Source organism: Sporomusa termitida, from assembly GCF_007641255.1.
Taxonomy (GTDB): domain Bacteria; phylum Bacillota; class Negativicutes; order Sporomusales; family Sporomusaceae; genus Sporomusa; species Sporomusa termitida.
Map to the genome: position 1 here is coordinate 1,190,589 of NZ_CP036259.1, position 25,345 is coordinate 1,215,933.

Annotated in this window: 21 protein-coding genes, 1 tRNA gene and 1 pseudogene; 21 read left to right on the forward strand and 2 right to left on the reverse strand. The window is 45.8% G+C overall.

The genetic code is table 11. From position 1 onward, the window contains the following. Positions 1 to 13: 13 nt before the first annotated feature. The 10 genes and pseudogenes from SPTER_RS05345 (at position 14) to SPTER_RS25845 (ending at position 8,476) form a co-directional block, all read left to right on the forward strand. Positions 14 to 89 (forward strand) — tRNA-Arg (locus tag SPTER_RS05345). Positions 90 to 229: 140 nt separating this feature from the next. Next, complete coding sequence (locus SPTER_RS05350; RefSeq protein ID WP_144349379.1) at positions 230 to 1,852, forward strand: IS1182 family transposase; 1,623 nt, start codon at positions 230 to 232, stop codon at positions 1,850 to 1,852. Between the two features lie 193 nt (positions 1,853 to 2,045). Continuing rightward, the gene (locus tag SPTER_RS05355; RefSeq protein ID WP_246105493.1) at positions 2,046 to 2,621 is read left to right on the forward strand and encodes a gamma-glutamylcyclotransferase family protein; all 576 of its coding nucleotides are present in this window, start codon (positions 2,046 to 2,048) and stop codon (positions 2,619 to 2,621) included. Between the two features lie 218 nt (positions 2,622 to 2,839). Then, positions 2,840 to 3,625 carry an epoxyqueuosine reductase gene (locus SPTER_RS05360; RefSeq protein ID WP_144349380.1) on the forward strand — a complete coding sequence of 262 codons (786 nt, stop codon included), beginning with the start codon at positions 2,840 to 2,842 and terminating at the stop codon, positions 3,623 to 3,625. 332 nt (positions 3,626 to 3,957) lie between these two features. Beyond that, on the forward strand, positions 3,958 to 4,134 hold the full coding sequence (locus SPTER_RS24580) for a hypothetical protein (RefSeq protein ID WP_170233158.1): 177 nt from the start codon (positions 3,958 to 3,960) through the stop codon (positions 4,132 to 4,134). Between the two features lie 109 nt (positions 4,135 to 4,243). Continuing rightward, positions 4,244 to 4,555: pseudogene (locus SPTER_RS25240) on the forward strand (transposase); the annotation flags it as partial. A gap of 501 nt (positions 4,556 to 5,056) precedes the next feature. After that, positions 5,057 to 6,100, forward strand: coding sequence for a PucR family transcriptional regulator (locus SPTER_RS05370; RefSeq protein ID WP_170233159.1), 1,044 nt, complete (start codon positions 5,057 to 5,059; stop codon positions 6,098 to 6,100). Positions 6,101 to 6,154: 54 nt separating this feature from the next. Beyond that, positions 6,155 to 7,141 carry an HD-GYP domain-containing protein gene (locus tag SPTER_RS05375; protein WP_246105494.1) on the forward strand — a complete coding sequence of 329 codons (987 nt, stop codon included), beginning with the start codon at positions 6,155 to 6,157 and terminating at the stop codon, positions 7,139 to 7,141. Positions 7,142 to 7,509: 368 nt separating this feature from the next. Then, on the forward strand, positions 7,510 to 7,932 hold the full coding sequence (locus SPTER_RS05380) for a MarR family winged helix-turn-helix transcriptional regulator (RefSeq protein WP_144349383.1): 423 nt from the start codon (positions 7,510 to 7,512) through the stop codon (positions 7,930 to 7,932). Between the two features lie 427 nt (positions 7,933 to 8,359). Then, complete coding sequence (locus tag SPTER_RS25845) at positions 8,360 to 8,476, forward strand: Sir2 family NAD-dependent protein deacetylase (protein ID WP_425474357.1); 117 nt, start codon at positions 8,360 to 8,362, stop codon at positions 8,474 to 8,476. 52 nt (positions 8,477 to 8,528) lie between these two features. On the opposite strand, the gene SPTER_RS05390 is transcribed toward SPTER_RS25845, so the two are convergent. Continuing rightward, positions 8,529 to 10,274, reverse strand: coding sequence for a sensor histidine kinase (locus tag SPTER_RS05390; RefSeq protein WP_144349384.1), 1,746 nt, complete (start codon positions 10,272 to 10,274; stop codon positions 8,529 to 8,531). Positions 10,275 to 10,574: 300 nt separating this feature from the next. Between SPTER_RS05390 and SPTER_RS05395 the strand changes: the two genes are divergently transcribed. The 8 genes from SPTER_RS05395 to SPTER_RS05430 all read left to right on the forward strand — a co-directional run bounded on the left by SPTER_RS05395 (position 10,575) and on the right by SPTER_RS05430 (position 20,390). Next, positions 10,575 to 11,285, forward strand: a complete 711-nt coding sequence (locus tag SPTER_RS05395; RefSeq protein WP_144349385.1) for a GntR family transcriptional regulator — start codon at positions 10,575 to 10,577, stop codon at positions 11,283 to 11,285. 329 nt (positions 11,286 to 11,614) lie between these two features. Beyond that, positions 11,615 to 13,105, forward strand: coding sequence for an argininosuccinate lyase (gene argH, locus SPTER_RS05400; RefSeq protein ID WP_144349386.1), 1,491 nt, complete (start codon positions 11,615 to 11,617; stop codon positions 13,103 to 13,105). A 56-nt stretch (positions 13,106 to 13,161) separates the two neighbouring features. Continuing rightward, positions 13,162 to 14,484, forward strand: a complete 1,323-nt coding sequence (locus SPTER_RS05405; RefSeq protein WP_144349387.1) for an anaerobic C4-dicarboxylate transporter family protein — start codon at positions 13,162 to 13,164, stop codon at positions 14,482 to 14,484. 242 nt (positions 14,485 to 14,726) lie between these two features. Continuing rightward, positions 14,727 to 15,038, forward strand: a complete 312-nt coding sequence (locus SPTER_RS05410; RefSeq protein WP_144349388.1) for a hypothetical protein — start codon at positions 14,727 to 14,729, stop codon at positions 15,036 to 15,038. 60 nt (positions 15,039 to 15,098) lie between these two features. After that, positions 15,099 to 15,896 carry an NAD-dependent deacylase gene (locus SPTER_RS05415; protein WP_211367482.1) on the forward strand — a complete coding sequence of 266 codons (798 nt, stop codon included), beginning with the start codon at positions 15,099 to 15,101 and terminating at the stop codon, positions 15,894 to 15,896. 262 nt (positions 15,897 to 16,158) lie between these two features. Next, complete coding sequence (locus SPTER_RS05420; protein WP_144349389.1) at positions 16,159 to 17,718, forward strand: IS1182 family transposase; 1,560 nt, start codon at positions 16,159 to 16,161, stop codon at positions 17,716 to 17,718. Between the two features lie 115 nt (positions 17,719 to 17,833). Then, a complete protein-coding gene (locus SPTER_RS05425) occupies positions 17,834 to 19,603 on the forward strand; it encodes an oleate hydratase (protein WP_144349390.1) in 1,770 nt (589 codons plus the stop codon). A 322-nt stretch (positions 19,604 to 19,925) separates the two neighbouring features. Beyond that, complete coding sequence (locus tag SPTER_RS05430) at positions 19,926 to 20,390, forward strand: hypothetical protein (protein ID WP_144349391.1); 465 nt, start codon at positions 19,926 to 19,928, stop codon at positions 20,388 to 20,390. Positions 20,391 to 20,597: 207 nt separating this feature from the next. On the opposite strand, the gene SPTER_RS05435 is transcribed toward SPTER_RS05430, so the two are convergent. After that, entirely contained in the window at positions 20,598 to 21,497 is a 900-nt protein-coding gene (locus SPTER_RS05435) for a LysR family transcriptional regulator (RefSeq protein ID WP_144349392.1), read from the reverse strand. A gap of 429 nt (positions 21,498 to 21,926) precedes the next feature. On the opposite strand from SPTER_RS05435, the gene SPTER_RS05440 reads away from it, so the two are divergent. The 3 genes from SPTER_RS05440 to SPTER_RS05450 are packed head-to-tail and all read left to right on the forward strand — an operon-like array spanning position 21,927 to position 25,330. Beyond that, the gene (locus SPTER_RS05440; protein ID WP_144349393.1) at positions 21,927 to 23,483 is read left to right on the forward strand and encodes an ABC transporter substrate-binding protein; all 1,557 of its coding nucleotides are present in this window, start codon (positions 21,927 to 21,929) and stop codon (positions 23,481 to 23,483) included. 21 nt (positions 23,484 to 23,504) lie between these two features. Further along, the gene (locus SPTER_RS05445) at positions 23,505 to 24,461 is read left to right on the forward strand and encodes an ABC transporter permease (protein WP_144349394.1); all 957 of its coding nucleotides are present in this window, start codon (positions 23,505 to 23,507) and stop codon (positions 24,459 to 24,461) included. A 14-nt stretch (positions 24,462 to 24,475) separates the two neighbouring features. Further along, positions 24,476 to 25,330, forward strand: a complete 855-nt coding sequence (locus SPTER_RS05450; RefSeq protein WP_211367484.1) for an ABC transporter permease — start codon at positions 24,476 to 24,478, stop codon at positions 25,328 to 25,330. The last annotated feature ends 15 nt before the right edge of the window (positions 25,331 to 25,345 follow it).

Genomic DNA, 25,345 nt, shown 5'->3' on the forward strand with positions numbered 1-25,345 from the left:
ATAATATAAAAATGCGCCTGTAGCTCAGCGGATAGAGCAACCGCCTTCTAAGCGGTTGGCCGTAGGTTCGATTCCTACCAGGCGTGCCAGGAAAATTAAGGCTTCTGGATTCGGAAGTCTTTTTGTTGTGTAAAGAAGTGACTCGAGGGGACGGTTCGAAAGCACTGAAAAAGTCAATAAAGCAAGCGCCCCTGAATTATGGTAAAATATAACGGTAGATATTTGCGTAATGGAGGGGCTTGCCTTGCTAAAAAATGTGCCGCACCAATTAAGTATATATAGCGTGCTCTATGATAAAATTCCCAGTAATCATATTCTGAAGATTATCGCTGGTAATGTGGATTTTAGCTTCATTAACGAGTTGCTGAAGGATTCGTACTGCCAGCATCTGGGGCGGCCGGCCAAAGAACCGGAAATGCTGGCCAAGATCCTCATTTTGCAATATCTATATAACTTATCCGATGTCAAAGTCATAGAAGAAGCCCGATTAAACTTAGCCTATATGTGGTTTTTGGGACTCAATCCCGAAGAGGATCTGCCGGACGCCAGCCTGCTGGCCAAGTTTAGGAAACATAGACTAAAAGAAACCAGTGTGGATGATATGATTCAGGAAGTGGTTCGCCAGTGTGTGGAAAAAGGCATAATTAAAGGAACCGGACTAAGCATTGACGCCACGCATACCCAGGCCAATACTAAAAAAAAAGTGCCGGAAAGAATCATGAAGCATCTGGGAAGAAGAATCATAAGGGCCATTGAGAAAGAAAACGGGGTAATCCCCGCCGAGCTCATTAGCGAAGTTCCCGACTATAAGCTCATAGAAGACCACAACGAAGCGAAGCAGAAAATGAAGTCCTATGTGGAAGAACTGATCGGGAAAACCGAAAGCCATGTCGATTTGTCTATCCTGCCCAACAGCCAACAAGCGGTTAACGAAGCCAAAGAAATCCTGGAAGATCCGAAATTTATGGTCCAAAAAGGAGTCCGATCACTGGTAGACAAAGAGGCGCGCGTAGGCTACAAATCAAAAACAGACAGCTTTTACGGCTATAAAGTAGAATTTGCCATGCTCCCGGAAACAAGGATCATTACGGCGGTAACAGTGGAAAGCGGCGCCTATGTGGACGGCAGCCAATTTGAGGAATTGTATCAGCGAAGTAAAGCCTGCGGCTTACCCATCCAAGAGGTGTATGGAGATAAGGCCTATTTTCGCAAACCGATCTTAGATACCTTACAAACCGAGGCGGTAGAAGCCATCATTCCCGTAAACGCCTGTGTCTACAAGCTAGACGAAAGCCGGTTTAGTTACAACAAAGACAGCGACCAGTGGTTTTGCGAAATGGGCAATCATACCGAGAAGAAAGTGCGCCAAAAATACAAGAACAAAAATGACGTGTACCGCTATCATTTTGTGAAATCGCACTGTGTGCAGTGTCCGCAACGGCTGACCTGTGCTGGCAAGAATACGAAGAAAAAAGTACTGCGCGTCAGTGAACACTGCGCGCAATATTACGAACATAGTCAGCTTGCCAAGAGCGATCAGTTCAAGCTAAAGTACAAAAAGCGAGCCAGCCATGAGTGGAAGAACGGGGAAATGAAACGTTTCCATGGATTAGACCGTGCACGGGGGGTATGGTCTAAAAAGCATGTCCCTGCAAGCCAAACTGACGGCCTTAGCCGTAAATTTGAAAAGGATAGCAGTCCTGATATCCTTTTGCGGCCATGCGTTTATGCAACAAATTGTCAATTTTGCAGCCTATTGCCGATTGACTCCGATTTTTACCCAAGGTTAGTTAAAAAAAACAGGCTTATATCAGTGGTTTCGAACCGTCCCCGTGAGTCTGTGTTGACTTAGTCTAAGATATGTGATAAGTTTTACTCATACCTTTAGTGAAATTCTGGAAAGCTGCCAATAATGTCTAGTGAGCACAAGCAATGATGCTGTAATAATTGCTTGTGCTATTGTTTTTTAACAAGATTGCGCAGGGAATCCAATGATTTGTCAGTCAATGCCCAGAATAAGAGTAATCACGAAAGGAGCCAAGCATATGCAACAAATGGAACGGCCTCTTCTTTATTTTGCTTACGGCATGAACCTCAATTCGCAGCAGATGCAACTGAAGTGCTCGAATTTTCAAAAGGTGGGAATTTCCCGGCTGCCTGGCTACAGAATGGATTTTTTTGAGTATTCCCCTGTTTGGGACGGTGCTATGGCGACGCTCATTCCTGATTCGCAGTCAGAGGTATGGGGCGTTCTTTATCGGCTGACCGACTACAGCTGGGATGAACTGGACAATTGTGAGGATGCCCGTCTGGATGGTACCGGTGCGTATTTTCGCTATCCGGTTGAAGTTCATAGTACCGATGGTATTACCAGGCTGGCGATGCTTTATCTAAAGAACCGGTTGGGGAAAGCCACTCTTGCCAGCTCCGAGTATATGGCGCAGGTGCTGCAAGGAGCAGTGGAGCAGGGCTTACCCGTTTCCTACATTGAAAAACTCCAGGCAATCGCAACAAAACCTGCTGCTTATCCGGTACCGAGGCGGCCGGCTTATGCGCGCGGCGGTTGCAGCTCAATGGGGTGCGAGGCTTGCGGGGCTGATTGTGACGGCAGTACTGAATAAATTCTAAGTCAGCCAATTCCTGATGAACGGAGATAGCAAGCCGGCTATTGTCAGAGCAGGAACCGACAGAGCGTATGGTGGGCCGTAAGAATTCTGCGAAGAACTGAAAGCTTCCCTTCTTCAGGCCCTGCAGGGATAAGCCTGCATAAAAGCGCTTGTTTGCGCCGACGTAACCGATAGGGCAGCTTTTTTTTACAAATGTTAAGGAAGTGACTGGTATGCAGCAATGGCTAAGTACGCTTATTAAAGACTATGTAAGTGAGTATTCACGGCGAAACGCCTGCAAAAGCGAGTGGCAGGAGCCTTTGGTCGGGTTCGTAAATGCTGCTGATGAACGTTTTGCCGGCCTGAAAGAAAGTGTTAGCGCCACGCATGCCTTGCCGGGCGACCTCCTGCCTGACGCACGCACGGTGATTGTATATTTTATACCTTTTGTTGAGCCTATTGTGGTCAGCAATATTCAGGGAGAGGCATGCTCCTACGAGTGGGCGGCGGCGTACATAGAAACCAACAAGCTCATTTTTGACCTGAACACCTATCTGCGTGGGCAGCTGAACCGGCAAGGCTATGCAAGCTGCATTATTCCCGCCACTCATAATTTTGACAAAGTAAAGCTGATCAGTGACTGGTCCCATCGGCATATTGCCAATTTAGCAGGCTTGGGCACATTTGGTCTGAATAATATGCTGATAACGGAAAAAGGCTGCTGCGGACGGGTTGGCAGCCTGATTACCAACGCCGCCGTGGAACCAACGCCGCCGTTGGACCAGGAAAACTGTCTGTACAAACACGGGGGCCTGTGCCAAAAATGTATCGGCCAGTGCCCGGAACAGGCCCTTACCTTAGCGGGGTTTGACCGCCATAAATGCTATTCGGCCAAATGCCTTGAAAATGCTAAAATTTACAGCGAGCTGGGCGTGGCCGATGCCTGCGGCAAATGCCTGGTTAATGTTCCCTGCTCTAAACGTAACCCGGCTCGTGACTCAAGGGGACGGTTCTCTTGAGTCATTGCAAGTGCAAATAATCTTATGCAACAGCCAGGCGTGTACTTAACCGCTAGTTGGTGAATAGGTACTTTATGCTGGCATAACCGGTTATTCAGTACGTGAAACCTAGCTCGGGGGCTTGCATATTCCTTTAGTTTCCATACTGACACCTTCCTCTAAGATTATTATAGATTGCCAGGACATGCGAAGTGACTCAAAAGAACCGTCCCCTTGAGTCATTCCCCTTGATGTACAGCAAGTGATTGGTTATACTAGAATTACAAAGGGAGGATGGGCTGGAAGTGGCTGGTAGGGCCGGGTAAATTATCTCACTTTCATCCTCGAAAAATATGCAATGGCTTAAAAAGCTCCTGTGGTCTGACTTCACAATGGTTATAGTGGCCGGGCTGTATTTCCTTACCCGCACACCAAGAGGGAATCAATTGCAGGTTATAGCAGATACAGTAATCGTTGTTGCGTTGATTGTTATCGGTGTTAAATGGGCGCTAAGGAAGTGGCGGCCGTGAATTACTGTTTTAAGACCAAAGATGATCGGCTGGCTTTTATCCGGAATGAGTTGTTAATACAGCAGGTTATGCAGTTATATACTGCAGCCGGCAGAACGCGTTTGATTTAATTAGTATATATAGCGTGCTCTATGACAAAATTCCCAGTAATCATATTCTGAAGATTATCGCGGCCCATGTGGATTTTAGCTTCAGTAACAATTTGCTGAAGGATTCCTACTGTAAACATCTGGGGCGGCCTGCCAAAGAACCGGAAAATGCCGGCCAAGACCTCATTTGGCAATATCTAATAACTTATCCGATGCCAAAGTCATAGAAGAAGCCCGATTACACTTAGCCTATCTGTGGTTTTTGGGACTCAATCCCGAAGCGGAGCTGCCGGACGCCAGTCTGCTCGCCAAGTTTAGGAGACATAGACTAAAGAGAAAAGTGTGGATGGATGATACAATATCCTTTTATAGCCATGCAGTTTTGGAACAGATGGTCACTTTTGCAGCTTATCGCAGATTGACTCCGCTATTTAGGCAAGTATGTAAAAAAAAACGGGGATATATCAGTGCTTTCGAACCGTCCCCTTGAGTTGCCCTACGGTCGGAAAAGCCAGCTTCCTTTTACAAGGTCGCTGGCTTTTTGTAGTTTATTTTACCTGATTAAAACACTATCGGTACACTGCCGGCAAAGGTTTTTTACTAATTCTTTGAGAATCCAAATTGTATCAGCCACCAGCAAGAATAGGTGAAGACAGATTTATGGTATCGGAGAGTGAAAATTGCAGATGAATAATTCGCTTAAAGCAGTCAAATCCCTGGAGCTTTTCGCTCGGTATGTCTCCTTGTTAGATAGTTTTGCTCAAGCTGTATCCGCCACAATTTTTGTTTCCGACGGGAACGGAAGTTTCCATCAAATCTGGGGCGGTGAAATAATGTTATTTGATACTATTCCCCAGGAGCAGATCAATCTGTTAACCGCGGAACTCAGCCTGGCCGTAGCCAGTCAGTCACCCCGGGGGTTCCGCTACACCACGCAGGACAATCTCACCCTGTTGCATCACATTGTTCCAATGGATTATCAGGTAAATGGTAAAAAGACCGTCGCGGTAATTCTAATCGATATCACCGCTCAGGAAGACGCCCGGCAGATGCTGCAAACGGCTTATGAGCTGCAGCGCCGCAGCGAATTGCTTAACGAAATATTTTATGAACCACAGTCAATCAATGAAGAAAAACTGGCTTATGCGGCCAATCTTGGGCTGAGTTTTACCGGTACATTATTTTGTTGTGCCATAACAATTGATTTTGCCGACAGGGCTCATCATTTTAATAATAAGGATTTTGCCATTATCCAGGAAATCAAAACCAAGCTGCTAACCGATTTATACCCCCTGAAGGGCTGTACATTGTGGCACCACCGTAATGAGCTCGGTGTTTTATGCATACTGTCAGAGCTTGATCCCCGGTATAACCGTGATAACAATGAGCTGGCCCAATATATAAAAGACCGGATTCACTTCCACTATACGGATCTCATTGTGAATATTGGCATCGGTTCCTGCCAGCAAGGCATTGATGGTTTTAAAAAAAGTTTTCAGCAAGCCCTGGAGGCCTCCTTTGCTGCTAAAGCGCTGCGGGGCAGAAGCGGACAAATCGCTCATTACGCCAATCTGGGAATTCTTCAGCTCTATCTGGAGCGGGGAACACGGCTGCGAACCACGGATTTTATTCAAACAACGCTTGGCAAACTGATTGATTATGATGCGCAGAAAGGCACCGATTATCTAATCACCCTGGAAACCATTCTGCGCAGCTCCAGCCTAAAGCAGGCGGCATCGGTATTATTTCTCCATTACAACACCATTGTTTTCCGGAAGCGGCGCATTGAGAAACTGTTGCAAATCTCCTTTGATGATTATGAAACCAGGCTGGCTTTGTCTACTGCCATAAAATTACACAAATTAACAGGACTTTAAAGCATTCCTTTTTAACATTGTTGGTGTTTTTACCTAATAGCAGGGCCTTATTGAGTGGGAAAAATTATACGAGCAACACAATGGCGTTTTAGACTTGTTTCCTTTAAACTAATGAAGATAGCCCTTGGCTGCCTGCTCTTCACAAGAAAGGAACGATGTACATTGAACCATAAAAATCCGATTGAAGTGATCGGATATAGCGCCCACAATATCTTTGACAAATTTGGCAGGCTTTTGCTGGCCAAAGGTGCACCCCTGAATCGTCTGCTTATTCAGCGTCTGGAAAGGCGAAAGATTTTTTTTCAAATGGTACCGCAAAAAGGCGCCGGCAATCATGCTGCCACCCATCTCAGTCTGGGAATTCAGGATACCCGGTTTCAGGTACCGGGACAGCTGGATAAAAAATTTGAAAGATTTGACACAGAGGCAGTGGCACTTGCCTCTAAATATTTAAATCTCTTGCTGGCGGACCTGATGGAGGATCCTTTTTTAAGCAACAATTTGAAGATCCTGGCCCATGGCCGGCGAGCCACCTATTCACATTCTATTAATGTCGCCTTACTTTCCATTACTATTGCTCAAAAACTGAGCTTAGCAAACGCTAAACTGCGTGAACTTGCACTCGGCGCATTGTATCATGATTTAGGAAAAATGTTGTTGCCCAAATCGGTTTTGGATGAGAATGAGACGCTTTGCGAAGGTCAGTGTGAACTCTATCAACAACATACTCAGTTGGGCAGTGAGCTGCTGGCAGCCGATAAATTGCCCAAAAGCATATATCTGGTTGCCCTGCAACATCATGAAAAATATGACGGCAATGGCTATCTTTATGGCCTTGCTGGTGACAAAATACATTTCAATGCCGCTATTGTCGCGGTAGCTGATGCTTTCGACCATTTTACAACAGCTGCCCTGCAAAACCCGGTTCTTGCGGTGGATGAAGCGCTTCATAAAATCTTCACCAGCAAGGGAATTGACTATCACCCCCTGGTTGTAGAACAACTTGAGAAACTGTTCATCAAACTTTCTTTGCCTTCTTAAACTGACAGAGTTTTTTGAGAGCTTTACCGGTAAGGCGAGGCAGTAAATTTTGTATAAAAAAGAATGAAAAATCTTCCTTACTGACAAGAATAAAATGCATTCTATTCTTGTTTAGAAAGGAAGATTTCTATGTTAACAGACTGTAAAGGTCCAGCTGGAGAACTCTAAAAAGCCAGGCTCAATTGTCAATACTTCTGATTCTCGATCTAAAAGAGGCGGCTTAGCGCACGTCAGTCCGTGCTTATATTATCAGAATATAAACATGCGCCGGTCAGGAGGTGGCTTGACTTTTACACACAACCGGATTATACTTAGCTTTAATTTACGTATACAAACAATTTGAAGTAATAAGTGTAACGGAGGAAAATATGCTCCCAATTTTTGATAGTATCTGTATCCTGCTTGCTAAAGCGGAGCAAAAGCATAATCAGTTTGCCAAAGAAATCCTTAACCAAAAAATTGGTATTACACCTGTACAGATGATGGTTCTATATACACTCTATAAAGGCGACGGCATTAGTCTTTCGGAGTTAGGAAAACGGTGTTACTTAGACAGTTCTACACTTACTGGCCTTATTGATCGCATGGAAAGTTCAAAATTGGTTTATAGGGCAGATTCGCCGGAAGATCGCCGTGCATACCATGTTTTTTTGACAGAGAAAGCTATTGCCCTGAAGGATTCAGTGATGGAGGTCTTAAATATAGTCCGCACTGAAATGCTCAAGGAGTGTACGGCGGAAGAAATAATCGTGTTTGAGAAAGTGCTGCGAAAAATTTACCAGACTTTATAATCGGTAGCGGCAAACATTTTTTCAAAAAGGGTATTGAAAATATTCCGCGGATGTATTATGCTGATACTATAAATTACGCATACAAAATATTTGCTAATAAAAAAAGCAAATAAAAAAATTTATAAATTTACTACGTATGCTTAATATCCGGAAGGCTATATTCTGGCTCAAGGGTTTTCAGTCAGCACAAGCATTCATTTTTACCAGGAAGGGGCAAAATTTGACATATGATACGTATGCGTAATATAAGTATACAAACAAAGGAAAGAGAGGTGAATCCCATGATTACAACTTTAATCGGGTTAATATCTTTCGACTTTGCGATGCTGATAGCCGCTGAGGACTATATTAAACGTCTCCCCCATATTAACATTAACTTTTATTAGTCATTTTTAACGATGAATTCTACTTTTTCTATCAGTGGCGCATAGCAAAGCTAGGGGAGGTTGCGCCTAATCAAGGCCACCAGGCGCTTGCTGCATTACAGCAAAAAGGGAATATGGTCATAATAACGCAAAATGTAGACGGTGTTAGTAAGAGCTAGAGCTACAAGTTCAGCATCAGCGCACTGCCAGCCGCCAGGCCGATGGGGGCGCCTACAGCCTAAAACTAACTGTGAACTTCGTCCCGTTCGCCGCAGTCCTGACATCGATCCTGGCGCCATGACGGTCAGCGATGCGGTAGCAGACTGCCAGACCAAGTCCGGTTCCATTAGCCTTGGTTGTCAGGAAAGGCGTACCTAATTTGTCCAGTACCTCCGGCGGTATCCCCGGGCCACTGTTACTGATACTCAGCACCACGTTGTTACTTTTAACACCGGTTTCGATTATCAGCGCCTTGCCAGGGTCCATGGCCTCGAAGCCATTACGGGCCAAGTTCAGGAGAAGCTGGCGGATTTCCTTTTCATCCATTCTGAAACTGGGAATAAGGCTCATATTTATTTTTAGTTTATGCCCGGTGCGCAGCGCTTCGGCTTGTATGAGCGGTTGCAGGGCATTTATAATATCGTTCAAATTATGCAATTTCAGCTCGATTGTCCTGTTTTTTGCCAAAGATAAAAAGTCGGTTATGATGGCGTTGGCGCGGTCGAGTTCCTCAATCATTGTTGCAAATTGTTCGTGGTATTTATCAATTTCCGCTTTGCGCTGGAACATCTGCAGGTAGCCGCGCACCGTAGTTAATGGGTTGCGGACTTCATGGCCAATTGCTGCTGCCATCTCACCGACAGTGTTCAGGCGATCAAGCCGCTGCAGTTCGGTTTCCAGCTTTTTTCTTTCCGTGATGTCCTCTGATACTGTTAACAAAGATTCTACTTGCCCCTGCTCGTCCAATTCCGGAATGACCTGAACCCGGAAATCCTTGCTTTCGCCAGTGGCGTTTGGGTGCTGGGTCTCAAATTCTACTACCGCGCGGGTATGGAGGGCTTGGTTGAATTGTTTCTGCCACAGCCGGTAAATATCCTCCGGGATACCAATATCTCTCCAGGTTTTCCCTTTGAGCAGCTCAATGTTGAAGCCCAGATTGTTTTCCCACTGAGGAGAAACATAGAGATAGCGAGATTCCTTATCATGCCGCGTTATTGCCATGGGGATATTCTCGATAAGCGTCCGGTACTTGCGTTCGCTGCGTTTCAGTTCTTCCGTCCGTTCTGCCACGAGCTTTTCAAGATTATTGCGGTGATGGTACAGCGCTTCGGATAAGAGGCGATGCTTCTCCTCGCTCGCCCGGAGTGCCGCTTCGGCCTGAACCTGGACAATGATGTCCGCCGCCTGACCAGCCAGCAGATCGACATAATACAAGTTAAACTCATCTTGCCCAATGGTCTGCCGGTAGTGGGTGTTCAGCATTCCCGCAAGCCGTCCTTCCCGGCTGATCAGCGGTGTGGACTGAACTGCCATTACCCCCGCCTCCAGTAAGACAGCAAGGGCGGCGGTGCCGGTGAAAATAGGGCTTTTACGCACATCCTCGACAATCACCCGCTGCCGCTGCACACACGCAGCGCCGCAGGACGCCTCACGCCCGCTGCGGTGAGGATAAACGTTGGCAAAAAAATCCAGGAAAGGCGGCTGAAAGCCTTTATGGACGATTATTTTGAGCATACCGGACTGCTCATCGAACAACTGAATGTTGCCCATATCGGCCCTGGACAATGTAATCGCCGTATTGAGAATTTCCGCCATTACCTCTTTCAGATTATGCGGGCCAACCGGACGGGTATTGAGTTCGTAAAGAGATCTAATTGCTGCAAATTCAGAAGGTTGCTGTTTGTGCGATTTATGCGAAAGTATTGCCTGGTTTAGTCTGCGGAATTTTCTTCCCTGTATAGTGCTTTCTTTGCTCAAATCTAATCATCTCCAATGTATCCGCCAATTTCCATAATTAACCTTGAAAATATTCGATTTTAACCACTATTTTCCCTTTGCCAAGATTGCTTTCTTTGTCTGCTTGACTGAAACAATGCCGGCCTTGAGAACTTTTGCTTTGCAAGATGGGTGCCAGAGTAAGGGGATTTGTTTTTTTGCCTGTTTATATTATAATGAAACCATTGACCTGCAATTTTTGAATAGGGCATTTGCGGGCTGAGGTTGGTTTTGCAGGCGGTTTGGGCTGTAAAGTCACCGCTGAGAGGAAGGAAGTAACAAGTGCGGTTAAATGGCGATAAAGGTATTCCATTATATTATCAATTAAAGAAAATCATCCGGGATAAGATCGAAGCTGGTATATGGTCTGCTGGCGAGCAGATCCCGAATGAAATGCAGCTTGTCGATGTGTATCAGGTAAGCCGGGCCACTGTACGTCAGGCGGTTCTGGATTTAGTCCGGGAAGGAATTTTAATCCGGAAAAAAGGGGTAGGGACCTTTGTTTCCAGACCTAAGCTGGCCGGAGATTTAACCATAAATTTTTATTATCCTGAAGAATTTGGCACCAAACATGTCCCGCTGAGCAGCCATATTATTGACCCTCCTGCCTGGGTTGCCAAACAGCTGCAGACCGGGCCCGGGATGAAGGTCTACGAAATTATTCGTTTAAGGCTGTTTACTGAGGAACCGGCTGCGGTGGAAACATTGTATTTACCTATTGAGGTTTTTCCTGACTTGTTGCAGGCCAACTTGGCAGAACGGATCTATGATTTACTTGCCGCACATTTCGGGATAACCATTTCTAAATTCATTTCCTATGTCGAGCCCGTTTTATTGAATGCCTATGAGGCATCATGGTTACAGGCAAGCCAGAACCAACCGGCGTTAAAAATCATAAAGATAGGCTTGAATCAGCAAGATAGCCCTTTTGTGGTCACGGAGAGTGTTTTTCGCGGAGATCGTTATAAACTCTCATTTAACCATGCTGAATAGCCGGCTTATTTTTGCCGCCTGTTTCATAAAAATATAATTGACAGACCCAAAATGTATGTTATAATCTATTTATTGAATATGTACGGACATAGTGACATACGTACATAAAAGCTTGAAATTCTATCTAAAATTATATTGGCTAATAGTCTGATGCAACAAAACAATAAAGCATAAACAACTGGGCTGTATATTAACAAAGCCGTTATTTTGCCTGCCAGAGCAAATAACGGCTTTGTTAATAATTGTTATTAGGGAAGAATGGTACTAAATCAGTTTCTATACAAAGCGGATTTAGGACTTTCTAAAAATATTACAAGGAGAATGGTACTATGAGAGAAAGAATTAAAGAACAGCCGGCCCCCGAAATCATTGAATATTTATTCAAACCAGGCATCAGTAATGATATGGAAAGGTCTTATGCCACTATTTTAGCGGTTAATGCCGCTCATGTCATCATGTTGATGGAAGAAAAAATTATTACCCGTGATGTTTGCCAAAAAATACTGGCTGTGACCAAAGCAATGGCCTTGGCCGGAAAGCCCGAATTTGAGATCAATTATAACCTTGAAGATCTATATTTCAATATGGAAGCTTATCTGATCAAGGCAGTTGGCCTGGAGGTAGGGGGACAGCAGCATACCGGGCGCAGTCGCAATGATATGATTGCCACGATTATCAGGATGGACAGCCGGGATTATTTTTTGAAGATTTGCAGTATGGTTAACGGGTTGCGTGCGGCATTACTTGCTTTCGCCCAAGAACATGCCAGTGTTGTCATGTCCGGGTACACCCATTTGCAGCCCTCGGAACCGATTACCATGGGGCATTATTTTGCGGCGATACTGTACGCACTGGACCGGGATTATCAGCGTATTATCAATGCCTATGGCCGGTTGAACATTTGCCCCCTCGGCTCAGGCGCAATGGCATCAACCTCCTTTAAGATTAACCGCGAAACAACGGCTCAACTTCTGGGGTTTGATGACTATATGGGTAATTCGCTGGATGGTGTTGCATCCCGTGATTATGTTCTGGAAATTGAAGCAGCCTTTGGCATCATGATGAACAATCTAAGCCGTATGGCGCATGACCTGTATCTTTGGTCCACACCGGAATACGGTTATATTGAAGTTGGCGGCTCGGTAGCTGCCTGCAGTAGCATTATGCCGCAGAAAAAAAATCCTATGACTTTAGAACATATCAAAGCAAAAGCCGCGCATGTGGAGGCCTTTTTTGTTTCCGCTTTTAGCGCCTTAAAAAATACGCCGTTTACTCATGCCCGGGATATTAGCTGTGAAGCTGTGAGTTACTATTATCCGGCGTTAAAGGAGGTTGAGGCGGCCGTCCAGCTGGCGACGGTTACGATAAAAACAATTAAGGTCAATCAAGAAATCATGCTGGAGCGGGCGAAAAATAATTTTTGCACCGTAACAGAACTTGCGAATTATTTAGTTCGCTATGAAGGTATTTCTTTTCGTGCCGCCCATGAAGTAGTCGCCGAAATCGTTGCCTACATGCTTGAACATAAAAAGTCCTCGGAAGATATCAGTCCAGAGATTTTAGCTGAGATTGCACTAAACTCCCTGGGTCTGAGAACGACCCTCACAAAAGAACAAATCGCCAATGCACTGAACCCGGTACTGAACGCCCGCGCCAAAGATGTTGCCGGCGGCCCTGCTCCCCGGGAGGTTGAAAAACAGCTGGTTAAGCTGTCAGCTTTGCTGGCGCGTGACCAAAAAGAATTAGCCGCTCAGACTGAAAGAGTTGCCCTGGCCAAAATCGCACTGCAAGCCAAAGTCGACGATATTGCCGGCAACTGACAGGAAGCTGCGAATGCTCAGCCAAGCCCTTAATTGATATTGGAGGTGGACTGTTTATGTTCTTTTTGGAGTTTGCCATTGTACTTATTGTCATGCTTATTGGGGCCCAGTACGGTGGGATATTCTTTGGTATGGCCGGGGGTGTCGGGTTAGCAGTATTGGTGTTTGTCTTTAAACTTGCTCCGGCTTCACCGCCGATTGCTGTCATGCTGATCATTCTGTCGGTTGTTGTTGCCGCCAGTACCCTGGAAGCTGCCGGTGGTATGCAGGTGCTTATTAAAAAAGCGGAAGCATTGCTGCGGAAAAACCCCAGCAGAATTACCTTTTTTTCGCCGTTAATCGCCTGGGTATTTACCTTCATGTCCGGCACCGGGAATGTTTTATACAATGTTCTGCCGGTCATTGCGGAAGTGGCCCGCGAGGCCAAAATCCGTCCGGAAAGGCCAATTTCCATTGCCGTCATTGCTTCTCAGCATGCTGTGGTTGCTTCGCCGATTTCCGCGGCGACGGTGGCGTTGGCGAGTATGCTGGCACCACAGGGTGTTACATTAACGCAAATCATGGTAATTGCCATACCGGCGACACTCATTGGTATCATGGCGGGGGCTCTGGTCGTCAACCGGATGGGCAGGGAACTGGAGGACGATCCGGTTTATCTTGAAAAAATGGCAAAGGGACTGATCCCGGTATTAACGGCTCAGGAACAAGGGGCAATTGCCAATACAAAAGAGGCAAAATTATCGGTTGTTATTTTCCTGATAGGAGCGGTCCTCGTTGTTTTGTTAGGCACGTTCTCCTGGCTGAGACCTGATGTTGTGAATGCTGCCGGCAAAGTGAGCAAACTGAATATGACTAATGCCATTGAGATTGTCATGCTGTCTATCTCGGCATTAATGGTTGTAACGTGTAAAGTCGATGTGAATAAAATCATCTCAGGTTCTGTTTTTAAAAACGGGATGCTGGGTGTGGTCAGTGTATTTGGTCTGGCATGGATGAGTGACACCTTGCTTGTCAACAATATGGATATGATTAAGAATTCAGTACAGGAAGTGGTAAAAGCACAGCCCTTGTTGTTTGCTTTTGCGCTGTTTGTGGCCTCTGCGATTACCCATAGTCAGGGAGCTACCGTAGCAGCATTAGTTCCGTTGGGAATTGCGTTAGGGGTTTCCGGCTTAACCATAACAGCAATGTTTCCGGCCGTATGCGGCTATTTTATTATTCCCAGTACAGGTGTTTTGCTGGCCGGTGTTGCCTTTGACCGGACAGGCACAACAAAAATCGGCAAATATGTCGTCAATCATAGTTATATGGTTCCAGGCCTGGTTGCGACAATCGTCGGCGTTATTACCGGGTTTGTCATACTCCGCATTTTTTTCTAAGGTGCATTTTAAATTTATCATTCAGTAATTTGAATTAGGCAAAAATCCTGCGATTTATTTTTAAAAGATTGCAGGATTTTTGTGCTTTTTTGGGAAAGTATTGGATATAGTGCCGAGCAGGGAGCTTAGTTTCGGTGAATTTCATGGTGCCGCGAGAGATGCTCCAATTAGTCATTTTTAACAGGCAAGGGAACTGAAATAATGTTATTATAATAAGCAAGGATAAATAAAGAGGTGTAGTAATGAGTGAATTGAACTTCGCTAAAAAGCGTCTTGAAGAAATATATCAGGATTTAGAGTCCAAAACCTTGTTTGATGTGGATACTACGATCGCTTTAATTGAAGAGTTGGAAAAATTATGGTTGGGTCAACAACCAGCGGCGGCAGTACCGTCTACCCTGCTGTTTAACGAGGATTCGTCTTTGCCTGGTAAATCTTGCCGTGACCTGCTTGAATGTGCCAGAGGTTTGCGGAGAGAACAAATACAACACTTACCGGCCTTTAGAGAAATATTTGCGTTGAGAGCTTCTCTTTACAGGTATCAGTCGATGTAGGGCCGATACATTTAACGGGCTGTATTTTGCTAGAATCAAACCAGGCAGGGGGGAGAGCAGATGAGCAAAGAAATGGCAGTCGGACAGGATCAAATAGCCGCTATTGTTAAGGCTTGGGCGAATGCAAAAGAACTTGTTGTGTTTACCGGGGCCGGTATGAGTACTGAGTCCGGGCTGCCTGATTTTAGGTCTGCCCAGGGACTATGGAAAGTGCGCCCCGAAAGTTTGGCAACTATGGCGGCACTACAACAACAGCCCGATGAATTCTACTTTTTCTATCAGTGGCGTATAGCAAAGCTATGGGATGCTGCGCCTAATCAAGGCCACCAAGCGCTGGCTGCATTACAGCAAAAAGGGAATATGGTCATAATAACGCAAAATGTAGACGGTTTGCATCAACGAGCCGGCGCCGAAAATGTTGTGGAATTGCATGGTTCCTTGCGGACCGTTCAGTGTCTGCATTGCTATGCCGAATATGATAGCAGAAAGCTGCTGCCGCAGTACTCAGGCTGGGAAGAAGACTATCAGCAGGGGCATTATCGTTATGGTGACGAGTGTCTATGTGCCAAATGTGCCGGCTTATTACGCCCTGATGTAGTTTTGTTTGGTGAGAACTTACCGGACAAAGCATGGGAAGCAGCAGTAAAGCATAGTAAAAACGCTGACTTTTATGTGGTGCTTGGTTCATCATTAGTGGTGTCACCGGCCAATTATTTACCACAGCTAGCCTTGCAAAAGGGAGCAAAATTATTGATTATCAACCAAGAGCCAACCCCGCTGGACAGTTCGGCAGCATGGGTTATTAATAGCAGCATTGGCAGTGTGTTAAGTGCCATAAAGGCTAAAATAGTTAGTTAAGGCTGGCGCTAATGATACCGCCGGCTTTTTTTATGCCTGTCTGCATCAGCCCGGGCAGTGCTTTGGCGAAATAGATGTAAAAAGTTTTTAATGAAACAGAAGAGAACAGGAACTATGTTCCTGTTCTTATTGATTTCCGCAGAGTGATAAGTGCAATATAATGGGATAAAATGACTCAAGGGGACGGTTCGAAAGCACTGAAAAAGTCAATAAAGCAAGCGCCCCTGAATTATGGTAAAATATAACGGTAGATATTTGCGTAATGGAGGGGCTTGCCTTGCTAAAAAATGTGCCGCACCAATTAAGTATATATAGCGTGCTCTATGATAAAATTCCCAGTAATCATATTCTGAAGATTATCGCTGGTAATGTGGATTTTAGCTTCATTAACGAGTTGCTGAAGGATTCGTACTGCCAGCATCTGGGGAGGCCGGCCAAAGAACCGGAAATGCTGGCCAAGATCCTCATTTTGCAATATCTATATAACTTATCCGATGTCAAAGTCATAGAAGAAGCCCGATTAAACTTAGCCTATATGTGGTTTTTGGGACTCAATCCCGAAGAGGATCTGCCGGACGCCAGCCTGCTGGCCAAGTTTAGGAAACATAGACTAAAAGAAACCAGTGTGGATGATATGATTCAGGAAGTGGTTCGCCAGTGTGTGGAAAAAGGCATAATTAAAGGAACCGGACTAAGCATTGACGCCACGCATACCCAGGCCAATACTAAAAAAAAAGTGCCGGAAAGAATCATGAAGCATCTGGGAAGAAGAATCATAAGGGCCATTGAGAAAGAAAACGGGGTAATCCCCGCCGAGCTCATTAGCGAAGTTCCCGACTATAAGCTCATAGAAGACCACAACGAAGCGAAGCAGAAAATGAAGTCCTATGTGGAAGAACTGATCGGGAAAACCGAAAGCCATGTCGATTTGTCTATCCTGCCCAACAGCCAACAAGCGGTTAACGAAGCCAAAGAAATCCTGGAAGATCCGAAATTTATGGTCCAAAAAGGAGTCCGATCGCTGGTAGACAAAGAGGCGCGCGTAGGCTACAAATCAAAAACAGACAGCTTTTACGGCTATAAAGTAGAATTTGCCATGCTCCCGGAAACAAGGATCATTACGGCGGTAACAGTGGAAAGCGGCGCCTATGTGGACGGCAGCCAATTTGAGGAATTGTATCAGCGAAGTAAAGCCTGCGGCTTACCCATCCAAGAGGTGTATGGAGATAAGGCCTATTTTCGCAAACCGATCTTAGATACCTTACAAACCGAGGCGGTAGAAGCCATCATTCCCGTAAACGCCTGTGTCTACAAGCTAGACGAAAGCCGTTTTAGTTACAACAAAGACAGCGACCAGTGGTTTTGCGAAATGGGCAATCATACCGAGAAGAAAGTGCGCCAAAAATACAAGAACAAAAATGACGTGTACCGCTATCATTTTGTGAAATCGCACTGTGTGCAGTGTCCGCAACGGCTGACCTGTGCTGGCAAGAATACGAAGAAAAAAGTACTGCGCGTCAGTGAACACTGCGCGCAATATTACGAACATAGTCAGCTTGCCAAGAGCGATCAGTTCAAGCTAAAGTACAAAAAGCGAGCCAGCCATGAGTGGAAGAACGGGGAAATGAAACGTTTCCATGGATTAGACCGTGCACGGGGGTATGGTCTAAAAAGCATGTCCCTGCAAGCCAAACTGACGGCCTTAGCCGTAAATTTGAAAAGGATAGCAGCCCTGATATCCTTTTGCGGCCATGCGTTTATGCAACAAATTGTCAATTTTGCAGCCTATTGCCGATTGACTCCGATTTTTACCCAAGGTTAGTTAAAAAAAACAGGCTTATATCAGTGGTTTCGAACCGTCCCCTTGAGTCTGTGCAAGTATATTTCTCAGCATTTCTCTAAAACTAATGCTGATTTTACAAAGGAGTGATCTCAGCATGTATTATAGCAGCGGGAACTATGAAGCGTTTGCCCGGCCGGAGAAACCGGCAGATGTAGATAAAAAGTCGGCCTATCTTGTCGGCTCCGGTCTGGCGTCCTTAGCGGCTGCCTGTTTTCTGGTACGTGACGGCCAAATGAAAGGGGAACGAATCCATGTCCTGGAGGAGTTAAACATTGCCGGCGGCGCTTGTGACGGAATCATTGACAGTCAGAAGGGCTTTATTATCCGCGGCGGGCGGGAAATGGAAAATCATTTTGAATGCCTGTGGGATCTGTTCCGGTCTATACCCTCGCTGGAAATAGAAGGCTATTCTGTTTTGGACGAATTCTACCGGCTGAATAAAAAAGACCCGAATTATTCTCTCATGCGAGTGACGGTCAAGCGGGGGCAGGATGCCCGGACTGACGGAAAATTTGGCCTCAGCGATAAAGCGGCTTTGGAAATTGTAAAATTATTTTTTTCCCGTGACGAAGATTTATATGATAAGAAGATAGCCGACGTTTTTTCCGAAGATTTCTTTGTGTCGAATTTCTGGCTTTATTGGCGAACCATGTTTGCTTTTGCAGAGTGGCACAGTGCGTTGGAAATGAAGCTTTACATTCAGCGTTTCATCCATCACATCGGTGGATTGCCGGATTTGTCCGCTTTGAAATTTACCAAATACAATCAGTATGAATCATTGATTCAACCCATGGTAAAATACCTTGAGACTTACGGCGTACAGTTTCATTACGGCAGCCGGGTAACCAATGTAGTTTTTGATATTCACGGCAAGAAAAAGACGGCCGTAAAATTGATGTATTGGCAGGGGGGCGAAGAAAAAGCGATTGACTTAACCAAAGATGATCTGGTATTTGTTACCAATGGCAGTTGCACGGAAAATTCGACATTCGGTGATGACCGGCACGCTCCGGTACCAAACAATTCCAGTGGCGGCTGCTGGGAGCTCTGGCGAAATATTGCCAAACAAGACCCGGCTTTTGGCCGGCCTGATAAATTCTGCACCGATCTAAACGCTACCAGGTGGGAATCGGCGACGATTACTACCCTTGATAACCGTATTCCGCCCTTTATTGAAAAAATTTGCAAACGCGATCCTTTTAGCGGCAGGGTAGTGACAGGCGGCATCGTTACAGTCCGGGATTCTAACTGGCTTATCAGCTATACGCTGAACCGTCAGCCGCATTTCAAGGAGCAGCCCCAACAGCAGCTGGTTGTGTGGCTGTATGGGTTGTTTATAGATGTCCCGGGCAACTACATTAAAAAGCCGATGCAGGAATGCACCGGCACGGAAATCGTAGCAGAATGGCTGTATCATTTGGGCGTGCCGGAACAGGAGATTCATGCTATGGCCGTGCAGTCTGCTCGTTGTATTCCTTGCCTGATGCCATACATAACGGCCTTCTTTATGCCCAGAACAAAAGGGGACAGGCCCAGGGTGGTGCCGGAGGGCTGCGTGAATTTGGCCTTTATCGGTCAGTTTGCAGATACCGAACGGGATACAGTATTTACCACCGAATATTCGGTACGGACAGCGATGGAGGCGGTTTATACACTACTGAATATAAGCCGCGGCGTACCGGAAGTCTTTGCTTCCTGCTACGATATTCGTGTTCTCTTAGAGGCTACCTCCCAAATGCTGGACGGGAAAAAGCTGACTGATATAAAACTTCCTTTTATACTAAGTTTAATAGAGAAAAATGTGTTGCATAAAATCTCCGGTACGCTTATTGAGGAGCTGCTGAAAAAGTATAAGCTTATATAAATCAGGCATCACTAACTTCTTTAACCGTCAGCCATATTTTGACGTTATCCCTGCAATCTGACGGGGCAGGATAATTCTTCTGACTTTCCGGACAAGGAAAGCGGGCTAGTAGTCGGAAATCCTGCAAATTTATTAAAACATTGCAGGATTTTTGCACTTTTTTGGGAATGTATTGGGGTATAGGCACCGCAGGATGATGACAGACAGGCCATGCGCCGGCGTAAGTTTAAGAGCAAAGATTCCGCGAGATCTATAACAGTAACTGATTACAGGCAATGATGAGAAAAAAATCGATCTATTTCTTCAAGGGAGAGCAGCTTATATGAAAAAGTCTGTAGCATTCGTATTGTTAGTTTGCATGGCAGTATTCTGGGGTTCAACAGTGGCAACGGCAGGTCCGGCGCCGGCATTAACTAAGGTTGATATCCACGCTTTTACAGCTCAAAGCTATAATTATCAGTGGAAACTTACCCCGGCCAGCTATCCTAAAAGTATGAATGCCTATTCATTTTCAGGCTCAGAGCTGTATATGGATGTTATATATGGCGGCATTCCCAACTGGAACCTTACTTTCATAAAGGTAAATGGAACACAATACAAGCATTCACAACTCTTTGATCACCAATTCTTTATTACTAATAGCGGGGGAAGCGTTGTCGGTTACAAGATCATTTACAAAATACCGCCAACATATCTGTCTGCTTCTAACACTGTCAGCGTCACTTCGCGTGGAACAAACGGCGGATCAAGAGACAGCATAGCAACCAATATTAAATTTGTAAAATAAATAATCCTGGAGGGACAGGGGGACGGAAAAGTAAAAGTTGAGCAAATGACTCAAGAGAACCGTCCGTAACCACTGAAAAAGTCAATATTAAAACCGATTTCCTACAATATATTGAGAATGAAATTATATTGGACAACTATATATAGTATGTATTCGAGGACGAGTGGCACTTTTTCAGCAGTTTCGAACCGTCCCCCTGAGTCAGAGTCAGAGAATTTTTTTAGCCTGCATAAATTCATCGACCACTTTGGGCAGATACTTGCCTTTGAGGTACCCCAGACAAAAGGTCTGATACAGGTTAAAATTCTTGATCCTAAAATACGCGACTCTGTCCTTTTGGGGGGCATTATAAGCAATAACATCCAGCATAAAGGTAACCCCATACCCTTCCGCCACCAGGGCATGGGCTGTATCCAAATTGGAGGTTTCCAAACCGATATTGGGGGTAAAGCCGGCTTCGCTGCAGGCCTCAAGCACTGTCTTTCTGATCATGCGTCCGGGCTGGAGAACAATAAATTCCTCAAGGGCCAGCTCTTTCAGATCAAGCTCGGGATATTGCCGGCCCTGGCCGGGATGGCGTTGGCTTAGCGGGTGATTTATGGGCAGGGCCAGCAGGATATCCATGTTAAAGATAGGCCGGTATTCAAGCTGGGGATTGTTATTCGGCAAGGTAATGGCAAAGTCAACAGAATTTTTAAGCAGCAGGGTTTCCAGTTCTGTCAGACTGGCTGGTTTAATAGTGAGTTGAATGCCCGGGTATTTTTTGCGGAATTTTGGTAAAACCATAGGCAGATAATAGCGTTCGGCCAGATGGGTTACACCAATAACCAGGGCGCCGCGTTTGTATTCGGCTATATCCTGGATTTGCTGATAGAGTTCTTTGTTGATGGTTAGTATTTTGTGAGCTGTCTCTACAAATACTTTGCCGGCATAGGTAGGCTTTAACGGTATGGTAGAGCGGTCAAACAAGGGGGTCCCCAGCTTGTTTTCGATCTTATTCAAGGCATGGCTGAGGGTGGACTGAGCAACAAATAACTGGTTGGCGGCATTGGATATGCTCTGTTCCTCCGCTATTTTTACAACATACTGAAGCTCTTTAATGTTCACGTATTTTCACCCCAATACAATTAACATATGAATAAAAATCATAATATTTATGTCATTATATCATTTGACAGCATAATCGGAAAGGGCTATACTTTACTCATACAAAATAATTAATTTGCAGGAAAGCAAAGGCGCTTTTTAAGGACTATGGACTATAGGCTTAAAGGCGTTTTTTTTATTACTGCAGGCAGTGCAAAAAGGGAGAAGCACCGGCAAGCTGTAAGGATTTTGTTTTATTGAAAAATACAGACGCCGGTACGGTGGCCACAGCTCATAAGAATACTGGTAAGTCAAAGGAGACTTCGCAGTTACGACAGCGGTGTCTATTTTTTATTACTATCGGTTTGCCGGCTGAACCGACAGTGGATAACTGGCTGCTGTCTTTCTTAAGATCACAGCATCAGAATAGAAAAATAGGAGGGGTTCTACATGATTCGATGTAAATGGCTTTTGGCAGTAATCGCAGTACTGGTTTTGTTGGTAACAACCGCTTGCTCTAATTCTGCCCCCGAGTCAGGCAAAAAGGAAAAAAACGAGCTGAAAGTGGCAATATCGGGAGCGCCGCCAACACTGGATCTGCACAAAACCACTACGCTGATTGCCCAAAAAGTGGGCTGGCATATCTTTGACACTTTGGTTACTCTTGATGAAAATTACCAAGTGGTGCCTATGCTGGCTGAGAAATTTGAGATCAGCCCCGACGGAAAAACCATTACCCTGCCGCTGCGCAAGGACATTGCTTTCCATAATGGCAAGGCTATGACAGCCGAGGATGTGCTGGCCTCTATTAACCGCTGGCGCAAGTATTCTTCTCTGGGGAAAGCCAATCTGGGACAAGCCGAGATTACCGCGCCTGATAAAGATACTATTGTCATAAAGCTGCCGGCACCGTCAAATGCCGTGCTCTTCTCCCTGGCTTATCCCTCGCAGGGGGCATCCATTATGCCGAAAGAGGTTATTGATGAAGCCGGCGACGGAAATGTCAAGCAGTTTGTTGGCACAGGGCCGTTCCAGTTTGTTGAGTGGAAGCAGGATCAATACATTCACTTGAAAAAGTTTGACGGTTTTAAACCACGCCCAGAACCCGCCAGCGGCCTTGGCGGTAAACGGGAAGCCCTGGTAACGGATCTCTATTTCATCCCTGTGGGCGATAATGCGACAAGGGTCGCCGGTGTACAAACCGGCGAATACGATATAGCCGATGAGATCCCCTTTGATAATTATCAAATGTTAAAAAGCAGTGCTGGTTTGAAAACAGATATTGCCCAGGATACGACCTATCTGAATCTGGTGTTTAATAAGAAAAATCCGCTGTTTGCCAATGTTAAAGCCCGCCAGGCAGTGGCTGCCGCCTTGGATATGGATTCCATTATGCAAGCTGTAACAGGAAATCCGGAGTTTTATACACTGGATGCCGGGCTGGTATTCCCCCAAGATGCCTGGTATGTGGATAACGGCAAGGAAAAATACAATCAGAAAAATACCGAATTGGCCAGGAAGCTGCTGGCAGAGTCCGGTTACCAGGGAGAGCCGGTAGTGTTTCTGGTAACCCGTGATTTTGATTATATGTATAAAAGCTCTCTGGTTGTTAAGGAACAACTGGAGCAAATCGGGGTCAATGTCAAACTGGAGGTATATGACTGGGCCACATTAAACGGCAAACGTTCAAACCAGAATGGCTGGGATATGTTTGTGACAACCTCTTCCGGTTTCAGAGAGCCGACCGCGATCTTATTTCTTGACTCGCGTTTAAAGTGGGCCGGCTGGTATAACAACCCGCAAATGGACAATTTGCTTGATCAGATCCGGGGCAGTGTAAATTTTGCAGATGCCAAACAAATTTTTGGCCAGGCCCAGGCGCTTTACTGGGAAGAAGTCCCGACAGTCAAGCTCGGCAATATGAACGGGCTGGTAGTATATCGAAATTATGTACAAGGCTATAAATACTTTATGGAGTCTACATTCTGGAATGTTTCTGTTCAATAATCAGCAAGGGGGAAGAGACTTATGCCGCGCTATATCTGCAAACGAATACTGTCGTTAATTCCCGTGCTTGCCGTTGTTGCGCTGATTGATTTTATTATTATTCATCTGACTCCGGGCGATCCCGCGGTCATTATGCTGGGATCAGATGCCTCAGAAGTGGATTTGGCCAAGCTGCGTGAGCAGCTTGGTCTTACTCTGCCAATTTATGTCCAGTTTAGCTATTGGCTTCTGGGGGCGGTACAGGGAGATCTGGGACGTTCGATTTTTATGGATATGCCGGTCACGCAGGCAATCTGGCAGCACCTGGGGCCTACTGTTTCACTCGCGCTGCTGGCAGAGATTATAGCGATTTTATTTGCCCTGCCACTGGGGGTTATGGCGGCAACCAGGCGTGGCAGCTGGATTGACCAGCTGTTAATGGTTATCGGGTTATTGGGAATTTCTATTCCCAGCTTCTGGCTGGGACTCAATTTCATACTACTCTTTGCCGTAAAACTCAACTGGCTGCCGGCAGCAGGTTATCAGCCGCTGTCCAGTGGTTTGCTGAATCATATTAAGTACTTGCTGCTGCCGGCTCTGTCGCTGGGGATTATGCAGGCTGCCCTGATTGCCCGCATGACCAGAGCCTCCATGCTGGAGGTACTCAGCGAAAACTACATCCGCACAGCGCAGGCCAAGGGCTTAAAACGGCAGGTTATTATCTATAAGCATGCCCTGAGAAATGCCTTTATCCCTATTTTAACGGTAATCGGGCTTACGTTTGCAACCTTGATCGGGGGCGCGGTCGTAACCGAAATGGTTTTCAATATTCCCGGGATTGGCAAGTTAGTTGTTAATTCGGTTTTACGGCGGGATTATGTGGTGATACAGGGCACGATTCTGATGATTGCCACAGCCTACGTATTTATCAATCTGCTTATTGATATACTGTACGCTTATATTGATCCGCGTGTTCGCTTCGACGACCAGGCACGATGAAGGGAGGTTTTGCAGTGGAAGCTATTTCAAGAAAAAGACTTATCCTGCGACGTTTTTTGGCTAACCGGCTGGCAGTAACCGGGAGTAGCCTGGTCCTGCTGGTGATCCTGATGGCTGTATTGGCACCGTTTATTACGGCGTATGACCCGCTGGCCATGAAAGTTGCGGACCGGTTGCAGTCTCCCAGTTCAGTGCATTGGTTTGGCACCGATGAGTTTGGCCGTGATGTGTTCAGCCGGGTTATTTACGGCAGTCAGATTTCCCTGCAGGTGGGGGTGGCTGTTGTTATCATCACCTCACTGGGAGGAATGGTTTTAGGACTGTATTCCGCCTATTACCGCCGGCTGGATATGGTGCTTATGAGTATCAATGACGGGCTGATGGCCTTCCCCACAATATTGCTGGCTATTGCCATTCTTGCGGCTTTAGGGCCGACAATACAAAATGTTATTATTTCCATCAGTGTGGTTTACATCTCCCGGGTGGCGCGGGCTGTGAGGGCTGCCGCCATTGTGGTGCGGGAACAAACCTATATTGAGGCCATCCGCGCCTTGGGGGGGACACCGGCCAGGATTATCTGGCGCCATATCGCTCCTAATTGTCTGTCTCCCTTAATTATTCAGGCTACCTTTATTTTTGCCTACGCGATTATCATTGAGGCTTCCCTTAGTTTTCTGGGGGCGGGTACGCCGCCGCCGCAGCCCAGCTGGGGTAATATTTTAAACGATGGCCGAACCCTGATACGGCAGGCCTGGTGGATTATGATCTTTCCCGGCTGTGCTGTTGTTATGACCGTACTTGGCCTGAATCTTATTGGCGACGGCTTGCGGGACTTGCTTGATCCACACACCAACAAAGCTAAAAGCTGATCTTAACTACAGAAA

Excerpts from the sequence above, each read along its gene's own strand:
- SPTER_RS05350 (WP_144349379.1), top strand. The coding sequence starts at position 230 with ATGGAGGGGCTTGCCTTGCTAAAAAATGTGCCGCACCAATTAAGTATA.
- SPTER_RS05355 (WP_246105493.1), top strand. The coding sequence starts at position 2,046 with ATGCAACAAATGGAACGGCCTCTTCTTTATTTTGCTTACGGCATGAAC.
- SPTER_RS05360 (WP_144349380.1), top strand. The coding sequence starts at position 2,840 with ATGCAGCAATGGCTAAGTACGCTTATTAAAGACTATGTAAGTGAGTAT.
- SPTER_RS24580 (WP_170233158.1), top strand. The coding sequence starts at position 3,958 with ATGCAATGGCTTAAAAAGCTCCTGTGGTCTGACTTCACAATGGTTATA.
- SPTER_RS05370 (WP_170233159.1), top strand. The coding sequence starts at position 5,057 with ATGTTATTTGATACTATTCCCCAGGAGCAGATCAATCTGTTAACCGCG.
- SPTER_RS05380 (WP_144349383.1), top strand. The coding sequence starts at position 7,510 with ATGCTCCCAATTTTTGATAGTATCTGTATCCTGCTTGCTAAAGCGGAG.
- argH (WP_144349386.1), top strand. The coding sequence starts at position 11,615 with ATGAGAGAAAGAATTAAAGAACAGCCGGCCCCCGAAATCATTGAATAT.
- SPTER_RS05405 (WP_144349387.1), top strand. The coding sequence starts at position 13,162 with ATGTTCTTTTTGGAGTTTGCCATTGTACTTATTGTCATGCTTATTGGG.
- SPTER_RS05410 (WP_144349388.1), top strand. The coding sequence starts at position 14,727 with ATGAGTGAATTGAACTTCGCTAAAAAGCGTCTTGAAGAAATATATCAG.
- SPTER_RS05415 (WP_211367482.1), top strand. The coding sequence starts at position 15,099 with ATGAGCAAAGAAATGGCAGTCGGACAGGATCAAATAGCCGCTATTGTT.
- SPTER_RS05420 (WP_144349389.1), top strand. The coding sequence starts at position 16,159 with ATGGAGGGGCTTGCCTTGCTAAAAAATGTGCCGCACCAATTAAGTATA.
- SPTER_RS05425 (WP_144349390.1), top strand. The coding sequence starts at position 17,834 with ATGTATTATAGCAGCGGGAACTATGAAGCGTTTGCCCGGCCGGAGAAA.
- SPTER_RS05430 (WP_144349391.1), top strand. The coding sequence starts at position 19,926 with ATGAAAAAGTCTGTAGCATTCGTATTGTTAGTTTGCATGGCAGTATTC.
- SPTER_RS05440 (WP_144349393.1), top strand. The coding sequence starts at position 21,927 with ATGATTCGATGTAAATGGCTTTTGGCAGTAATCGCAGTACTGGTTTTG.
- SPTER_RS05445 (WP_144349394.1), top strand. The coding sequence starts at position 23,505 with ATGCCGCGCTATATCTGCAAACGAATACTGTCGTTAATTCCCGTGCTT.